13 protein-coding genes are annotated in these 14,941 nt (G+C 58.3%); all 13 read right to left on the bottom strand.

Annotated features, from left to right (window positions below):
* The coding region (locus QQL62_RS10440) for an FAD-dependent oxidoreductase (protein WP_284378736.1) at positions 1–1,967 on the bottom strand (1,967 nt) is incomplete at its 3' end.
* 96 nt (positions 1,968–2,063) lie between these two features.
* A complete protein-coding gene (locus QQL62_RS10445; RefSeq protein ID WP_284378738.1) occupies positions 2,064–3,041 on the bottom strand; it encodes a LysR family transcriptional regulator in 978 nt (325 codons plus the stop codon).
* Positions 3,042–3,140: 99 nt separating this feature from the next.
* Positions 3,141–4,541, bottom strand: a complete 1,401-nt coding sequence (locus QQL62_RS10450) for a TRAP transporter large permease (RefSeq protein WP_284378739.1) — start codon at positions 4,539–4,541, stop codon at positions 3,141–3,143.
* Positions 4,542–4,552: 11 nt separating this feature from the next.
* Positions 4,553–5,185, bottom strand: a complete 633-nt coding sequence (locus tag QQL62_RS10455; RefSeq protein ID WP_284378744.1) for a TRAP transporter small permease subunit — start codon at positions 5,183–5,185, stop codon at positions 4,553–4,555.
* Between the two features lie 53 nt (positions 5,186–5,238).
* Positions 5,239–6,249: a C4-dicarboxylate TRAP transporter substrate-binding protein gene (locus QQL62_RS10460; protein ID WP_284378746.1), complete on the bottom strand. Its 1,011-nt coding sequence runs from the start codon at positions 6,247–6,249 to the stop codon at positions 5,239–5,241.
* Positions 6,250–6,364: 115 nt separating this feature from the next.
* Positions 6,365–7,705 carry a sigma-54-dependent transcriptional regulator gene (locus QQL62_RS10465; RefSeq protein WP_284378751.1) on the bottom strand — a complete coding sequence of 447 codons (1,341 nt, stop codon included), beginning with the start codon at positions 7,703–7,705 and terminating at the stop codon, positions 6,365–6,367.
* Positions 7,706–7,708: 3 nt separating this feature from the next.
* A complete protein-coding gene (locus QQL62_RS10470) occupies positions 7,709–9,421 on the bottom strand; it encodes a sensor histidine kinase (protein WP_348520666.1) in 1,713 nt (570 codons plus the stop codon).
* Between the two features lie 93 nt (positions 9,422–9,514).
* On the bottom strand, positions 9,515–10,288 hold the full coding sequence (locus QQL62_RS10475; protein ID WP_284378757.1) for a methyltransferase domain-containing protein: 774 nt from the start codon (positions 10,286–10,288) through the stop codon (positions 9,515–9,517).
* Positions 10,285–10,908: a pimeloyl-ACP methyl esterase BioG family protein gene (locus QQL62_RS10480; protein ID WP_284378759.1), complete on the bottom strand. Its 624-nt coding sequence runs from the start codon at positions 10,906–10,908 to the stop codon at positions 10,285–10,287. The genes QQL62_RS10475 and QQL62_RS10480 overlap by 4 nt, the downstream gene beginning before the upstream one ends.
* Positions 10,908–12,191: an adenosylmethionine--8-amino-7-oxononanoate transaminase gene (bioA, locus tag QQL62_RS10485; protein WP_284378767.1), complete on the bottom strand. Its 1,284-nt coding sequence runs from the start codon at positions 12,189–12,191 to the stop codon at positions 10,908–10,910. Before bioA ends, QQL62_RS10480 begins: the two co-directional genes overlap by 1 nt.
* Positions 12,191–12,808 carry a dethiobiotin synthase gene (gene bioD / locus QQL62_RS10490; protein WP_284378769.1) on the bottom strand — a complete coding sequence of 206 codons (618 nt, stop codon included), beginning with the start codon at positions 12,806–12,808 and terminating at the stop codon, positions 12,191–12,193. The genes bioA and bioD overlap by 1 nt, the downstream gene beginning before the upstream one ends.
* Positions 12,798–13,943 (bottom strand): 8-amino-7-oxononanoate synthase, encoded by a 1,146-nt coding sequence (locus tag QQL62_RS10495; protein WP_284378772.1) that lies wholly within the window; start codon positions 13,941–13,943, stop codon positions 12,798–12,800. Before QQL62_RS10495 ends, bioD begins: the two co-directional genes overlap by 11 nt.
* The gene (gene bioB / locus QQL62_RS10500) at positions 13,940–14,932 is read right to left on the bottom strand and encodes a biotin synthase BioB (RefSeq protein ID WP_284378775.1); all 993 of its coding nucleotides are present in this window, start codon (positions 14,930–14,932) and stop codon (positions 13,940–13,942) included. The genes QQL62_RS10495 and bioB overlap by 4 nt, the downstream gene beginning before the upstream one ends.
* Positions 14,933–14,941 lie beyond the last annotated feature (9 nt).

The following is a 14,941-nucleotide window of genomic DNA, read 5'->3' on the forward strand; positions in this document are numbered from 1 at the left end:
GCGCCGCGCAGTGCCAGATAGACCGCATAGAGCGATGCATTGGGGATGTGAATTTCATAGGCCAACTCGCCCGAAAAACTAACCCCCAATACGGTAACGGGGGAAAACCCGATAAAACATTCGCGCACCGACAACCAAGGAAAGGCCTCTTTCGACCAATCGGCGCGCGAAACATCCGAAAGCACCGCGCGCGCCTTGGGGCCGGCCAGAACCAGTATGGTCTGATCATTGGTCAGGCTTTTGATCTGTACATCTTCGTCCGCCTCCAGATGGGCGGTGAGCCAATCCGTATCATGCAATTCGCTGGCCGCGGCCGATCCATACCAGACCCGATCAGGGCCGCGATCGGATGCGGGGATATTGGCGATGGTGGCCTCGGCCTTGACCATGCCATGATGATTTAACAGATAGCCAAGCCCCAGGCGCCCTGCCCGTTTGGGGACAGCGCCACAGATCATGCGATCCAGAAAGGCATGGCGATCCGCGCCCGTAATCTCTAGGCGGTTAAACCCGTTTACCTCGCACAGGCCGACATTTTTCTGGACGTTCTTCACCTCTGATGCGACCAGATCAAAGGTCTCGTCAAAATCAAAACTTAGGCTGGGGTGAAAATCGGGGCTGGGCTTGATGTAATCCATGCGTTCCCAGCCATTCACCACGCTGAATTCCGCGCCCTCGGCCGCCAAGACGGGCGTGAGCGGCGTGGTTTTGGCGGGGCGAGCGGCGGGGCGATGCTCGTGGGGGAAATGAAAACGAAATTCGTTTTGGTAATCCTCGATCGCCTTTAGCGCTGTTAGCTCTACATTGGTATGATGGCCAAAGCGGCGCGGATCGATGCACCATGTATCATATTGCGCCTCGCCGTGGACGATCTGTTGCGCCAACAGCCAGCCATGGCCCCCGCCCTCGCCCAGCCCCGCGCGTAGGCCAATGATGCAAAATGCATTGCGCTTGCCCGGGATCGGCCCGACCAAGGGCGCGCCATCAAGGGTATAGGTGATCGGGCCGTTTACAATTGACCGAATACCGGTATCTGCAAGGGCGGGCATGCGCTCGAACGCCCCCGCCAGCACATCCATCACGCGGTCTAGATCATCGGGGCACAGGGCATTGACGAAATTGGGGTCAATCCCATCCATGCCCCATGTTTTGCAATCTTGCTCATAGAATCCCACCAACAGGCCGCCCTTTTCCTGACGGCAATAATAATCCGATATGGGGCAGCGCAACAGCGGCATACGGTGGCCGGCCGCGGCAATGGCGGGGATATCCTCGGTTAGGAAATATTGATGCTCCATCGAGGCCACAGGATGATGCACCCCCATCATCGCCCCCACCTCGTTCACACGGTACCCCCCCGCATTCACCACAATATCGCAATCGATATCCCCCTTTTCGGTCTGAACGGTCCATGTGTCATCCCTGTGCTGGGTCAGGTTGGTGACGGGGGTGTTGCGGTAGATTTCGGCCCCTGCCTTGCGCGCATGAAAGGCCAGCGCCTGGCACAATTGTGCCGGATCAATATCCCCATCCAGCGGATCCCACAGCCCCCCCAGCAGATTGCTGGTGGAAATCAGCGGGTGGCGCGCGGCACATTCTGCGGCATCCAGTATTTCAAATTCCACCCCCATGCCCCGCGCCATGGATGCAAAATGACGATAGCCCTGCATTTGCTCGGGCGTGTTGGCCAGACGAATGCCACCATCGCCGTGGTGGTAATTGATCGGGTAATCTGGGTTTTCAGACAGTTTTTTATACAGGTTAATCGAATGGGTTTTCAGCCCAACCATGGTCTGGTTGCCGCCAAAATTGGTGACCTGAGCGGCGGAATGCCATGTGGTGCCGCTGGTCAGCTCGTTGCGCTCTACCAAGACCACGTCAGACCAGCCCTCCTTTGTCAGATGATACAGGGTGGAACAGCCCGCAATCCCCCCGCCAATAACCACAACCTTGGTGCGCGATTTCATCAGATATCTCCTTGGTGTTTATCTGATTAACCCCCGCGCGGGCGGGCATCACAAGGGCGCGGCAACATTTATCAAAAAATCGAAACTTTGATACGATTATTGCGGCACAAGGGTGAAGCTCTCTTGCAGCCATGGCTGGGTGTTATGCAGCGGGCCAATGGCGTGCTGATCAATCAAACGGCGCAGGGTTGTCTCGGCCAAATCCACCACCGCATCCGAACAATCGGCGGTCGAGACCAGCCCCAAATTGCGCGCAAAGCTTTTCCCCGGGAAGGGATGCATGGTGATGCTGGGATGAAACCTCTTGGCGCGGGAAAACAACAATGGCGTGGTGATTGTCCAGCCCGCATTGGCCGCCACCATGGCCATCAAGGTTTGATTGTTACTACAGCTAAAGCGGCGCGTGGCGCTGACCCCGATGCGGCGCAATTGTGCCTCGATCAGGCGCGCCATCACCAGATTACTGGAATAGCGCAGAAACGGCAGATCAGGCTGGCCCGCAATCACCTGCGTTAGCGTGGCCCCCGCCGATGCCCCCACCACCACTACAAATGGATCGCGCAACAGCGGGCGGAGGCGCAGATCACCGACCCCCTCACTGGGCAATGCCAGCACCCCCAGATCCAGCCGGCGCTGGCGCAATTGCGCACATAAATCATGGCTGCTGCCGCTGTGAAATTCCAAATCACAGCGCGGCATGTTCTGGGCTAAATGCACGGCCAGCTCGGGCATGATATCGCTGTCCAGATCCTCGATCGACCCCATGCGCAAACGGCTGGCCTGTGCGATATCGCCCGCGGATGCCTCGGCAGAGGCGCTGCGAATGGCCAAGAGCGCACCCTCGATATTGTGTAAAAAATCTTGTCCCTTTTGGGTCAGAACCATGGGGCGGCGCTGATGGTCAAACAGCGCAACCCCCAGATGATCCTCGATTTTGCGCAGGTGGTGCGAAACGGTGCTGATGGTCAGCCCGCTTTCCTGTGCCACCGCCTGCAATGATCCACGCGCGGCAACCATTTGAAACAGTTCTAATGCCTTTAGGCTTAGGTCTTTGGGTTTTTTGCGCTGGGTCATGATCTGCCTTAGGGTGTCCTGACAATATCATAACAGCATTATTTCGAAAATATCGAATATGGTGCCCCGGCCATCTGGCCGAGGCCCGTAAAGATGCCGCTAAACCTGCGAGGGCAACCACAATACAATTGTAGGGAAGGCCACCAACAGCGCAATGGTCACAGCATCGGCGATGAAAAACGGGGTAACCCCCTTGAACACATCCTGCACGCTTAGATCATCGCGCACACCCGCCACCACGAAACAATTCAGCCCAATGGGCGGCGTGATCAGGCAGAACTCGGCCATTTTCACCACCAAAATCCCGAACCAAATCGCACACATCGGCCCAGACATGCCAAAGGCACTGTCCGCCGCCGCCACGGCCTCGCCGCCATTCAGCGCCATCACCGCCGGATAAACCACCGGCAGGGTCAACAACATCATCCCGATCGCATCCATAAACATCCCCAAGACCGCATAGGCCAGCAGAATGCAGATCAAAATCAGCATCGGCGATAGGGTTAGCGAGGTCAGCCAATCAGAAAATGCCCCCGGCAAATCCGCAAATCCAAGAAAGCGCACATAAATCAAAACCCCCCAAATGATGGTAAAGATCATCACCGCCAGTTTGGCCGTTTCTAGGATTGCGCTGCGAAATTCACCCCAGCGCATCCCGCGGTACAGGGCCATCAAGAATACCACAAAGGCCCCGATCGCGCCCCCCTCGGTGGGTGTACCCCATGCATCCCCCCCAAAGGGATTGTAGACAAACAAAACAATGGTCATCACCACAATCAAAATCGGTGCCGCCGCCGGCAATGCCGCAAAGCGCTCTTTCCATGTGAACCCGCCAACAGGCGGCCCAAAGTTTTTGTAAACCTTGGCCATCACAATAATCAGGCCCGCATAGACAATGGCCGAAAATATCCCCGGCAAGAAACCGGCCAACAATAATTTCCCCACGTCTTGTTCTACGATAATCGCATAGATTACCAAAATCGCCGAGGGCGGGATCAGGGATGCCAATGTGCCCCCCGCCGCCACAACCCCCGCCGCAAAGCGCTTGTCATAGCCGATTTTCAGCATCTCTGGGATCGCAATACGTGCAAACACCGCCGATGTAGCAACCGAGGCCCCCGACACCGCCGCGAAACCAGCCGTTGCAAACACAGTGGCCACCGCCAACCCGCCGGGCACCCATGCAATCCAACGCTTGGCCGCCGTAAACAGCGCCTGAGTCAGCCCCGCATAATAGGCCAGATAGCCGATCAGGATAAACGTAGGGATCAGGCTCAACGCTTGGCTGGAAACCTTGGAATGGGGCACCTGACCTGCGGTTTTCACCGCAACCCCCAAGGCCCAGCTGAAATCAGCGGGGTCATAGCCCTTCTTGGCCCAGAATATCCAAATCAGCCCCACCATGCCGGCCATGCCCGCGGCAAAGGCCACGCGCATACCCAAAACCACCATCACCAGCATGCCTGCCGATACGATTAAACCGATATCAATTGGTTCCATCCTAGAATTCCTTATTCGTCGCGGCTAGAAACCGTCTCGGCCTCTAGCGCTGCTTGGGTTGCCGCATCAATGGGCAGGGGCACGGCCACGGGGTTGTCCTGCCCTGTCACAACCGCGCGCCCATAGGCATAGATCTGTAGAACCAGCCGCAGACACAGCACAAAGAACGCCACCGGCGCCAGTAGTTTGGCCGGCCACAGCGGTATGGCAATATCCATAGAGCTGTCGCGGCTCCACAGCGGGGCGTCAAAATCAAACGAGCGTTGGAAATGCGCCCAAGTGCCCCAGACCAGCAGGATCATCAGCGCTAAAATCGCCAGCGTGGTGATCAGCTCGACGATATATAGGGCGCGCCCGCGCAGGGCACCCACCAGCATATCCATACGGATATGCCCGCCATTGCGTTGTGTATAGGCAATGCCCATAAAGGCAATCAGCGGCATGGCCTGTTCGATCCAATCTACATAGCCCGGCAATGGCGCATTCAAGAAATTGCGCCCCGCAACCGAAAACACCGCCAAAAGCATCAGCGCAAAAACCGCCAATCCAGATAGCAATGCGAATAGTGTTTCCAGCCTCAGCAGGGCATGATCCATGCGGCTGAGGCGGCTATCGTCTGATAAAACCAGTGCAGATCCCGCCATGGCGCTCTCCTTTGTGCAAAGACCCACCCCCGCTGGGGTGGGTCAGATGGTGATTATTTTTTGGCCGCGACCATATCAACAACCAGATCGTACAGCTCTTGTGCTGGTAGACCTGCGGCGGTGTTTTTCTCGATCCACGCGGCGGCGGCTGGGGCAGCTACCTTGGCCTTTAGTGTCTCGATTTCAGCATCTGTGAATGTGACCTCTGAGATGCCCTTTTCTGCCAACAACGGGCCCCACTTTGACATGGTTTTGGTGTCATAAGAGCTGATGTAATGATCCAGCGCTTCTGAAACAGAGCTGTCCAGCGCTGCGCGCTCTGCATCTGTTAGATCCGCATAGGCGTCGGCATTTACCACCACTGGGCAATTCACGGTGCCTGGATTTAGGTTGGTGGTCCACCATGTGGCGTTTTCCACAGTGCCAAAGGACATATGCGCATGCGGCGCAAAGGCCACGGCCTTGACCACGCCGCTATCCATTGATTGGCGCACCTCGGTGGCAGACATAGATGTGGGCACAGCACCTGCGGCCTCCATCGCGCGGCCAATACCGCCCGTTGCACGCACCGTCAGCCCATCAAAATCAGCCACTGTTTTGGGGGCATCGCCCACACCAGCCACATTGTACTGCGGTAGTGGTGACGGCATCAGCAATTTCGCATTCCAGCGCGCCAAATCGCCCTGAACCGCAGGGTGGTTATACACCGCCATGGAAATCTCGCGTTCCATTTCTAGACTGTTTACCCCAAGGAAGGGCAATTCCAGTACGGTGATCGATGGGTTTTTATCCGCGTGATACCCCGCACAAAACTGTGCCATTTCAAAGGCACCGATGGAAATACCATCAAGGTTTTCGCGGTTTTTAGACAGGCCGCCATAGCTGATGTTCAGGGTGAATTCGCCATTGGTTTTCTCTGATACCAATTCCGCCAGCTTTTCCACATGCTCTGTGAATGCGCGGCGTTTACCCCATAGGGATACATTCCACTCTTTGGCCATGGTTTCGGTGGCAAAGCTAAACGTCATCGCCGTAAGCGCGGTGCCCAATAATAATTTTTGCATGATATATCCTCCCAAGCATGCTGATGTAATGCAATCATTAGCCAGCCTAGGGCGCATTGCAATGAGGATATTCGCGCAGCCCAGCCCCCCTGCCCTGCGGATTTCCGCAGAGCAATTACAGCAAGGAATCCTTGTCGAGGTTCAGCTTCACAATCTTTTCGTTTAATGTCCGCCGCCCAATGCCCAGGGCCTCGGCCACATCATCCATGCGCCCTTGGTGGCGCTGAATGGCCTTGCTGATCAAGGCGCGCTCGAAAACCGCCACCGCCCCGCGCAGATTATCGGGCATATCCTCTAGGGTTACATCACTGACCATGGCCCGCGCAAAGGCCCCGGCACCGCGGCGCGCAAACAGCACCGTGCGCTCGCAAACATTGCGCAATTCACGCACATTCCCAGGCCAATTATGCGCCAGCGCCAGCGCAATATCATCGCGCGTCAAAACAGGGGGATCCTGTTCATGCACGCGGGCATATTCCGCCAAGAAATGCGCCGCCAACAGGGCAATATCATCGCGCCGCGCACTTAGGGGCGGCAGATTCAGAACCAATGTGTTCACCCGAAACAGGAAATCTTGGCGCAGGCGCCCATCGGCCAGCGCCTGTTTCGTATCCTCGTTGGTGGCCGAAATCACCCGAAAATCCACCCGCACTGGGCGCGTGGCCCCCACCGGCAGAATCTGCTTATCCTCGATCACCCGCAACAATTTGGCCTGCACCAGCGGCGGACAGGCGCAGACCTCGTCTAAAAACACCGTACCCCCCGATGCCCCCAGCAGACGCCCCGCATGCCTGCCCTCTACCCCGAACATCTCGGATTCAAAGCTGTCGGGCGACAGCGCCGCACAATTCAGCGCCAGAAACGGCGCCCCAGAGGCCCCCCCCAGATCATGCAGGGCACGCGCCACCAGTTCCTTGCCCGTGCCGGTATCGCCGTGGATTAACAGCGCGGTTTGCATATCGGCAAAATCAAGAATATCGCGACGCAGGTCTTGGATCTCGCTGCTGTTGCCCAGCAAAATACGATCCAAACCAGACAGCTGCGCCAGCCGCGCCTTCAGGCGCTGATTGCTGTGGGCCATGCGCGCCTGCTGTGCCGCATGGCGCAATATGGTTAGCAGGCGGCGCGGCTCATAGGGCTTTTCTACGAAACTATAGGCCCCCTGTTGCATCGCCTTCACCGCCAGCGGAATGTCCCCATGCGCCGAGATCAGCACCACAGGCGGCGATCCTGCGGGATCAAGGCTGGCCAGCAAATCCATGCCAGACATCCCCGGCATGCGTACATCCGACAGGATCACATCTGGGCGCGCATGCGGCAGCACCTCTTGTACCATTTCCGCGCGCGACAGCGCCGTTACCTGCCAACCCGCCGCCTCGATCAAATCGACCAAGGACTGGCGCATGGATTTATCATCATCCACCACCAAGATTTGAAACGGTCTGTCCTGTGCCACGGGCTATCCTTCGCTTGCGTCTGAGCGGGGGAATTCCACGCGAAACCGCGCCCCCCCCGCAGGCAGGTTTTCCGCCTGCATTGTTCCTGCGTGATCTTTCACAATCCCTGCCGAAATCGCAAGCCCCAGCCCCATGCCGCGCCCGCTCTCGCGAGAGCTGACAAAGGGCTCTTGTAAATCCGCCAATGTGGCCTGCCCGATGCCATGGCCATTGTCGCTGACTGCGAACCAGACCTGCTGGGCATCTTGGCCAATGGCCAGAGTAATCTCGGGCGCCTCTTCCTCTTCACAGGCATCAATGGCGTTGCGCAACAGGTTGGTGATCACCTGCTCTATGCGCAGCCGGCTACCGCGCAGGGTGGCGGGGGCGGAATTATCCGGGCCGCGCACCGCCACGCCCGTGGTTTCGATATTGGCCTGTAATAACCCCAGCGCCCCCGCCAAGGCCCCGTGTAAATCCACCTGTTCAAAGGGTTCGCCATCTTGGCGGGCAAAGAATTTCAGCTGTTTGGTAATGCTCTCCATGCGCCCCACCAGCCCCTCTAACTTCTGGGTCAGGGGGCTTGGCCCAGTGCCGCCAATTTCTGCCGCCACCAGATGGTTGCGCATGGCGGCGATGGGCTGGCCCAGCTCGTGGGTGACCGAGGCCGATAATTGCCCCAGCGCTGCCAATCTGCTGGCACGTTCCAGCTCGTCTTTGGTGCGCGCCAACCGGCGCTCGGCGGTGCGCCTATCATCAATTTCCAGCGCCAGCATTTCATTGGCACGGCGCAATTTCACCTCTTCTTGTTCGGATCGACGCAGCGCCGCATCCACGCGGCGGCTGCGCTGAACCTGTAGCCCAATAAATATCGCCGCCCCCACACAGGCCGCCAACACAGACACCAGCCAAGCGCGCGAAATCGCCCAATCTTCGCTGGAAAAATAGTGCAGCCCCCAGCCCGCAGGCTCGATATTAGCGACCAGATATAACCGCTGTACCCCTTCTAGATTGGCGCGCCCACCCCCCAGTGCCCGCCAATCCAATTGATCCAAGTCTTGACTGGGAAATTGGCGGGTCTCTTTGATCCGCTGCAAAACCTCGCGCCCAAGTGGCGCTAATGTTTTGTAGCGCCAACGCGGGCTGGACGCCATCAGGATCACCCCCGCCGCATCGGCCAATACCACATGCTCGCCAGGCGCGCTCCAGCTCTGCTCAAGCGCGGAAAAATCAATCTTGATCGCCACCACCCCCAGCGCCGACCCATCCGGCCCGCGCACCGCATCAGCAATAAAATACCCCGGCAACCCAGTGGTGGCCCCAATGGCATAAAACCGCCCCTGATCACCGGCCAGTGCCGCCTGAAAATAGGGCCGAAACGCATAGTTCTGGCCGATAAAACTGCGATCTGTACGGTGATTAGATGCGGCAATCGTCTCGCCGTTTTGGGCAATTAAATATATCGCATCCAGCCCCGCACGCTGGGCAAAATCCTCAAACCGCAGGTTCAGCGCGCCGGTATCCGCCCCCATGATCGTCTCCACCACCACAGAATCCCGCGCCAAAATATGGGTCAGATGCGCATAGCGTTCTACCTCGGCGCTGATCGAGTTTTGATACAACGACAGCCGCCCCTCGGCCTTGGCCAGCTCCTCGGATCTAAAATACCCAAAAGAGACCTGAAATATCGCCCATACAGCAACCAGTGCCGCCAGAACCCCCAAAAACCATTTCATGCGCATCCCCAACCCTAACCGCGAAATACCCCCGGTTACAAGTCGCCAAACCCCTCGCGCACCTTCCAAATCTTTTAAATATCCAAATCCACCCTAGCGGCGGCGCGCCACGATATAAATCGGGGCATAGCTCAGCGGCAAGCGCCCCGAACCATCGCCAAAACGCGCACCATATTCCCGCTCAAATTCCGCCAAACGCCGGCGCGACCACGGCACAGTGCTGGGCGCATTCACCCCCGTTTCGCGCAGATGCACCAATAATGCGCGCAGGCTATCAAACGTCAAAACCCGCTCCTCGGTCTCGATGGCAAGCACCTCGTACCCCGCGCCCAGAAATGCCCGCCACTGATCCACACTATGATAATGCATACCTGCCGCGCCGCGCAGCGCGCGCAGCTGATGGAAATGATCAGGGCCAAAACTGCTAAGCGCCAACCAGCCGCGCGGGGCCAAGGCACGGTGCATCTGATCCAACAGCCCCCGCGTATCCGCCACCCATTGCACAACCGATGCCCCCGCGATTAAATCAAACGGCCCCGCCAGTACCTGATCCTCTATGGCACCAACGCTAAAACGCCACTGTTCCCCCGCCAGTATCGGGGCGATATGATCCCGCGCCGCCGGTACCAGATCATTGATCAGCCAGCGGTCCACCGAAAACTGATCCGATACCGCTTGGGTCAAAAACCCAGTACCCGCCCCCAGCTCTAGCACATGGGCCAGATGTTTGGGGCATTCTGGCTGGGCGGCCAACATCTGCGCCAGCCTCTGCGCAATGGCGCGCTGCGCCACCGCACGGCGCTCATAGCTGTTCAGCCCGCGCGCAAAACTCTGGGCAATACGGCGCGGATCTAGTGGCCTGCTCATCCGACAATCTCTTCCCAATGCCTAAACTGCCCAAAGGGCACATGCGGCCCGTCTATCTCTATGGGCTTTGGCCCACCTGCCCATGCGCGGCGCTGATTGGCGGCCGGGAATATCCGGTCACCGCGGCTGATGATCACGCGGTCCCACACCATGGCCACGCCTGTGTAGTCTCGCGCGCCAATGGTGACCAGCTGATTGTGCAGGGCCTCTACATCAATGGTGCGCTCTGGCTGAACAGACCCAAAACAGCGCTGTAGAAAGACCGCGTAACTGGCCGCGTTTAGGTTCAGGGTGGTTTTTTGCATCATCACAGGGGGCAATCCGCACATCCGATCAATGGGCGGGCAGGTGCCATTTATCGCCACGCAGCGGGTGAAATCACCGCGCCCCTGCGCCAGCCAATAGGCCGCCGAACACACCCCGAACGACCACGCCACTAAAATACGCTCTGCATAATCTGCCAAATCTGGCAGATCAGTCGTCAGGTCTCGATAATCCGACACCCACAGGATATCCGCATCTGCCCCCAGGTGGGATGCCGCATCGGGGCCAATGCCCCAGCCGCCAAACACCACAATCACCCGCGCATGGCCGCGCCGCACCGCCCACGTGATCTGCATTACAATACCCGTGCCATTTCACCCATCGCATGGGTTATTTTTGACAGCTCATCCCCCGAGGTCACATAGGGCGGCATGCAATATATATTGTGCCCAAAGGGGCGCAACCACACGCCCAGCTGTTTGGAAATGGGATGCGCCTGTGCCGAGGATACAAAATGATCCATCTCCACCACCCCAATCGCGCCCAAAACCCGTACATCGGCCACACCGTCTAAGGCGCGCAGGGGTTCCAGCTCGGCCCGCATCTGCGTCTCTATCGCGCCAACCCGCGCGCGCCAAGGTGTTGTGCCCAGCAGATCAAGGCTGGCCGCCGCCGCCGCACAGGCCAGCGGATTGCCCATGAATGTCGGCCCATGCATAAACACACCCGGCTCGGCCGATCCGATACCATTGGCGATTTTATCGGTGGTCATGGTGGCGGCAAAAGACATCATCCCACCGGTGATCGCCTTGCCCATGCACAGAATATCAGGGGTGATTTCACAGTGATCAGTGGCAAACATTTTCCCCGTGCGCCCAAAACCGGTGGCGATTTCATCAAAGATCAGCACCACATCAAATTCATCACATAGGGCGCGCGCGCCATCCAGATAGCGGGGGTGGTAAAAATACATCCCCCCCGCGCCCTGCACCACAGGTTCGATCACCATGCCTGCGATTGTTGCGTGGTTTTCGGCCAAGATAGCGCGCAGCGCCCCCAGCCCATTTTGCGCATCATCATCCGTCCAATCCTGCCCCATCGCGATCGGGGGGCGCGGGGCGAAATGCTGAATGCTCAGGGCCCCCTTAAAGATATGGTGCATGCCGGTTACGGGATCACAGACGCTCATCGCCTTCCATGTATCCCCGTGGTAGCCGCCGCGCGGGGTGACAAATTGGTGCTTGCCCGCGCGCCCCACGGCCTGTTGGTATTGCGCGGCCATCTTCATGGCCACCTCTACGGCCACCGATCCAGAATCCACATAGAATATCCGTTGTAGCGGTGCGGGGGTGATATCCAACAACCTACGCCCCAGCTCGATCGCTGGATCATGGGTCAGCCCACCAAACATCACATGGCTCATCTTTGCGGCCTGATCCTGTACGGCCTTGACCATGCTGGGCTGACCATAGCCATGGATCGCAGACCACCAAGAGGCCATGCCATCGATCATCTGTGCCCCATCGGCCAACGTCAGGGTCACGCCATCGGCGCGCGCCACACGGTGCATGGGGGCGGGATCAGAAACGCTGCTATAGGGATGCCACAGGTGATGGGCGTCAAACTCTTTTGGTGTCATTATAATAGCCCCGTAACATCCATCTGGGCGGCAAATTCCGCCGCCAGCGTCTCGGGGCGTAGCGGGTCTAACATCCCCAGCCGCCCCAGCCTGCGCACCGCGCCAAATTCCACAATGCTCTGTTCCACATCAGGTTCAGCATCGCCAATAAAGGCCACCCCCGCCACCGCACAGCCCGCATCGCGCAGGGCACGCAGGGATAACAGCGTGTGATTAATGGTGCCCAATTGCGTGCGCGCGCATAGGATCACCGGCGCGCCCAGATCGGCGAAATAATCCAAATAGGTCTTGCGGCGGTTGATCGGCACCATCACGCCCCCTGCCCCCTCGATGACCAAGGGGCCATCTACCACGGGCGGGGCTAAATCCGCCAGCGCAATCTCGCGGCCCTCGGCCTCGGCGGCCAAATGCGGGGATGCGGGCATGTTCAAACGCATTGCCTCGGGCAATACCGGCCGCCCCGACAGGCGCGCCACAATCTGGCTGTCGGTCTCGCCCTCTAGCCCCGATTGCACGGGTTTCCAATATTGGGCGCCCAAGGCCCCAACCAAACCCGCGCTGAAAATGGTCTTGCCAATGTCCGTATCCGTACCGGTTACAACAATTTTATTGCCCATGGGTGATCCCCTGTAGCTCTTGGGCCAAGGCATTGGCCATTGCGGTGATGTCTGTGCGGCTGGCATTCAGCGTGATGGAAATGCGCAGGCGTGATGTGCCACGCGCCACGGTGGGGGGGCGAATGCCGCGAATATCAAACCCGCGCGCCTGTAGACGCGCCGCGATATCCATGGTGGGCTGATCGGCGCCGATGATCACGGGGATAATCTGGCTGTCTGATCCCACAATCCCACAGGTATCGCGCAAGATATCCTGTGCAAAGGCCACATGATCCAGCAGCTGTGCGCTGGGGGCATCACTGGATTGCAGCAATTTCAGCGCCCCGCGCACAGTGGCGGCATTGATCGGCGCAGGCGCGGTGGCAAAAATAAAGCTGCGCGCGCGGTTGATCAGGGTATCTATCAAGGCAGTATCACCACAGATCAGCCCCCCCATACCGCCAAGCGCCTTGCCGCAGGTGTGCAGGGATACCATATCCACCTGCCCCTCATAGGCCTGCAACAGCCCGCGCCCCGCATCGCCAAATATCCCGCTGGCGTGGGCCTCGTCGCCCACCAGCGCCGCGTCATAACGCGCGGCCAAATCCACCAAATCGGCAATCGGTGCGCGATCGCCATCCATGCTGTAAACGCTTTCGAATGCCAGCCAAATGCGCCCGCGCCCACCGCCTGCGCGCCACGCTTTGATCAGGCTATCGGCATGGTCAATATCATTGTGATCAAAGGCCTGACAGCTGGCGCGGCCCAAACGCATGCCCTCGTGGGCCGATGCATGGATCAATTCATCATACAGCACCAGATCATCGCCCCGCGGCAGCGTGGAAAACAGCGCCATATTCGCCATAAACCCACCCCCCATATAAAGCGCGCGCTCTGTGCCAAAAAATGCCGCCGCCTCGGTCTCTAGGGCCTCGTGCTCTGGATCATTGCCGCGCAGCAAACGCGATCCGCCAGCCCCAAGCCCCACACCGCGCGCAACCGCATCGGCCACATGGGCGCGCAGATCCGCGTTTTGGGAAAATCCCAGATAATCATTTGATGCAAAATCGACCCCACCCGCAGGGATCAGGGCACGCAACCGCCCCTTGGCCGCCAACAGATCTAGGCGATCTTGATAGACGGCAAAGCCGCTCATCCCGCAAGCTGATCCTTTTCGCCGGTACAGCCAGCGGCCATAGCCATGATGCCCAGCTTGTCAAACAGCGCCGCATCCTTGTCTTCCTCTGGGTTATCGGCCGTTAGCAATGTGTCACCCACAAAGATGGAATTGGCCCCCGCAAAGAAACACATGGCCTGCATTTCGTCACTCATATCCGTACGCCCCGCCGATAGGCGTACGTGGGATTTCGGCATCAAAATACGCGCCAAGGCCACCGTGCGCACAAATTCAATCGGGTCCAGCGGTTTCACATCCGCCAGCGGCGTATCCGCGGCAGGGATCAACATATTCACCGGTACACTATCGGGGTGCTCTACCAATGTGGCCAGGGTCACCAACATGTCAACGCGGTCCATCTGTTGTTCGCCCATGCCAACAATCCCACCGGCACAAACCTTCATCCCTGATTCGCGCACCAAATTCAGCGTATCGAGGCGATCCGCAAATGTGCGCGTGGTGATGATTTCGGAATAATAACGCTCGGATGTATCAATATTGTGGTTGTAATAATCCAACCCAGAATCGCGCAAACGGAACACCTGTTCTTCGTCTAGCATCCCCAAGGTCATGCAGGTTTCCATGCCCAATTCTTTGACCCCCGCCACCATGGCCGTTAGGGCATCCATGTCGCGATCCTTGGGGGATGTCCATGCAGCGCCCATACAATAGCGCGTGGCGCCGCCCTCTTTGGCCTTGCGGGCCTTGGCAATCACCTGCTGAACCTCGATCATTTTCTTGGCAGACAGCTTGGATCCATTGCGCGCGGATTGGCTACAATAGGCGCAATCCTCGGCACAGCCACCGGTTTTGATGCTCAGCAATTTGCTGCGCTGTACCTGATTGGGATCGAAGTATTTGCGGTGAATGGTTTGGGCCTCAAACAGCAAATCCATAAAGGGCTTGTTGTAGATGGCGTCGGCCTCTTCGCGAGTCCAGTTATGACGAATATCTGTATTTTGCAGCATGATCATACT

It is taken from the genome of Amylibacter marinus (genome assembly GCF_030160015.1).
Lineage (GTDB): Bacteria > Pseudomonadota > Alphaproteobacteria > Rhodobacterales > Rhodobacteraceae > Amylibacter > Amylibacter marinus.

What these genes read in the sequence shown, in the direction of transcription:
- bioB (WP_284378775.1), bottom strand. Translation starts at nt 14,932, where the DNA reads ATGCTGCAAAATACAGATATTCGTCATAACTGGACTCGCGAAGAGGCC.
- QQL62_RS10495 (WP_284378772.1), bottom strand. Translation starts at nt 13,943, where the DNA reads ATGAGCGGCTTTGCCGTCTATCAAGATCGCCTAGATCTGTTGGCGGCC.
- QQL62_RS10455 (WP_284378744.1), bottom strand. Translation starts at nt 5,185, where the DNA reads ATGGCGGGATCTGCACTGGTTTTATCAGACGATAGCCGCCTCAGCCGC.
- QQL62_RS10475 (WP_284378757.1), bottom strand. Translation starts at nt 10,288, where the DNA reads ATGAGCAGGCCACTAGATCCGCGCCGTATTGCCCAGAGTTTTGCGCGC.
- QQL62_RS10480 (WP_284378759.1), bottom strand. Translation starts at nt 10,908, where the DNA reads ATGCAGATCACGTGGGCGGTGCGGCGCGGCCATGCGCGGGTGATTGTG.
- bioA (WP_284378767.1), bottom strand. Translation starts at nt 12,191, where the DNA reads ATGACACCAAAAGAGTTTGACGCCCATCACCTGTGGCATCCCTATAGC.
- QQL62_RS10460 (WP_284378746.1), bottom strand. Translation starts at nt 6,249, where the DNA reads ATGCAAAAATTATTATTGGGCACCGCGCTTACGGCGATGACGTTTAGC.
- bioD (WP_284378769.1), bottom strand. Translation starts at nt 12,808, where the DNA reads ATGGGCAATAAAATTGTTGTAACCGGTACGGATACGGACATTGGCAAG.
- QQL62_RS10450 (WP_284378739.1), bottom strand. Translation starts at nt 4,541, where the DNA reads ATGGAACCAATTGATATCGGTTTAATCGTATCGGCAGGCATGCTGGTG.
- QQL62_RS10445 (WP_284378738.1), bottom strand. Translation starts at nt 3,041, where the DNA reads ATGACCCAGCGCAAAAAACCCAAAGACCTAAGCCTAAAGGCATTAGAA.
- QQL62_RS10470 (WP_348520666.1), bottom strand. Translation starts at nt 9,421, where the DNA reads ATGAAATGGTTTTTGGGGGTTCTGGCGGCACTGGTTGCTGTATGGGCG.